The 2244-nt window shown below is 54.5% G+C and carries 1 protein-coding gene; it reads left to right on the top strand.

Annotation, left to right across the window (positions count from 1 at the left end; all coding sequences use genetic code 11):
- A partial coding sequence (gene mukB, locus FDW94_RS23925) for a chromosome partition protein MukB (RefSeq protein WP_249358332.1) occupies positions 1–1798 on the top strand: 1798 nt, incomplete at its 5' end.
- Positions 1799–2244: the final 446 nt, after the last annotated feature.

Genomic DNA, 2244 nt, shown 5'->3' on the forward strand with positions numbered 1-2244 from the left:
TGATACGCTAGCCGATCGCGTAGACGAAATTCGCGAGCGTCTGGATGAAGCTCAGGAAGCCGCGCGTTTTGTACAGCAACATGGCAATCAGTTGGCGAAACTGGAACCTATCGTTTCGGTTCTGCAAAATGACCCTGAGCAGTTTGAACAGCTGAAGGAAGACTATGCGTATTCCCAGCAGATGCAGCGCGATGCGCGTCAGCAGGCTTTTGCGCTGACCGAAGTCGTACAGCGTCGGGCGCACTTTAGTTATTCCGACTCAGCCGAAATGCTGAGCGGCAATAGCGATCTGAACGAAAAATTGCGTGAACGCCTGGAACAGGCGGAAGCCGAACGTACCCGCGCTCGTGAAGCGCTGCGCAGCCACGCCGCACAGTTAAGCCAGTACAACCAGGTCATGGCATCGCTGAAAAGCTCTTTTGACACCAAAAAAGAGCTGCTGAACGATTTACAACGTGAACTGCAGGATATTGGCGTTCGTGCGGACAGCGGTGCCGAAGAGCGCGCGCGTATCCGTCGTGACGAACTGCATGCACAACTCAGCAACAACCGTGCACGCCGCAACCAACTTGAGAAAGCACTGACCTTCTGCGAAGCGGAGATGGAAAACCTGACCCGCAGACTGCGCAAGCTGGAACGTGATTATCATGAAATGCGCGAGCAGGTAGTCACCGCCAAAGCCGGCTGGTGTGCAGTCATGCGGATGGTGAAAGATAACGGTGTGGAACGGCGTCTGCACCGTCGCGAGTTGGCCTATCTTTCCGGTGACGAACTGCGTTCGATGTCGGATAAGGCGCTCGGTGCGCTACGTCTGGCGGTTGCGGATAACGAGCACCTGCGCGATGTGTTGCGTCTGTCTGAAGATCCAAAACGTCCAGAGCGCAAGATTCAGTTCTTCGTCGCGGTTTACCAGCATCTGCGTGAACGTATTCGCCAGGATATTATTCGTACCGATGATCCGGTTGAAGCCATTGAACAGATGGAGATTGAGCTGAGCCGTCTGACGGAAGAGTTAACCTCACGCGAACAGAAGCTGGCGATCAGCTCACGCAGCGTGGCGAACATTATTCGTAAGACCATTCAGCGTGAACAGAACCGTATTCGCATGCTGAACCAGGGGCTGCAAAGCGTGTCGTTTGGCCAGGTCAACAGCGTTCGCCTGAACGTCAATGTGCGTGAAACACATGCTACCTTGCTGGACGTACTTTCAGAGCAGCATGAACAGCATCAGGATCTGTTTAACAGCAATCGCCTGACCTTCTCAGAAGCGCTGGCGAAGCTGTATCAGCGTCTGAATCCGCAGATAGACATGGGGCAACGTACGCCACAAACCATTGGTGAAGAGCTGCTGGATTACCGTAACTATCTGGAAATGGAAGTTGAGGTTAACCGTGGCTCTGACGGCTGGCTGCGTGCTGAGTCTGGTGCGTTGTCAACGGGTGAAGCGATCGGGACCGGGATGTCTATTCTGGTGATGGTGGTGCAAAGCTGGGAAGATGAAGGCCGCAGATTGCGCGGGAAAGATATCTCTCCTTGCCGCCTGCTGTTCCTTGATGAAGCTGCACGACTCGATGCGCGTTCTATTGCGACCTTGTTTGAGCTGTGTGAGCGTTTGCAGATGCAGCTGATTATCGCTGCGCCGGAAAACATCAGCCCAGAGAAAGGCACCACCTATAAACTGGTGCGTAAAGTCTTCCAGAACACCGAACACGTTCACGTGGTGGGGCTGCGCGGATTTGCGCCTCAGTTACCGGAACCACTGCCGGGGACTGAAGATGCCTCCTCGCAGGCAAGCTAAGCAAAAAGGCGGCTACATGGCTAATACTCATCAGTTAAGCATGTATGATGAACATGTGATTCTTGCTCAGGGTTCCGTTCACCTCAGCGATGTCATTTCTCTGAAGCGCAGATACCTGTGAACGTGCAAGGGAGGCTCACCGCCACCTCCCTTGCAACCCAGACTCCCGGCGGGAAAATCGTCGCTGCGCGAGTTATTCGTCTTATTCCGTCTGCCTGTCGGGTCGGGGCCGAGCCTGCATCCATGCAGGCCATCCCCTCTGCCCGCATCCCTGCGGGCAGTCCCGGACAGACGTCAACGCCTCATCGATTTTCAGCCGGACCGGAGTCATTGCTTCAATGCCCTGACTTCCAGTAAAAGCTGTTTTGCTGTTTAAACAAAAAAACGCAGATGGTCAGGTGTGGGCTGGTCTGGCTGAAAATTGCCGACGTGTTTCCGTAAGGCCG

The organism is Citrobacter sp. wls757 (genome assembly GCF_005280935.1).
In the GTDB taxonomy this organism is placed as follows: domain Bacteria; phylum Pseudomonadota; class Gammaproteobacteria; order Enterobacterales; family Enterobacteriaceae; genus Citrobacter; species Citrobacter portucalensis.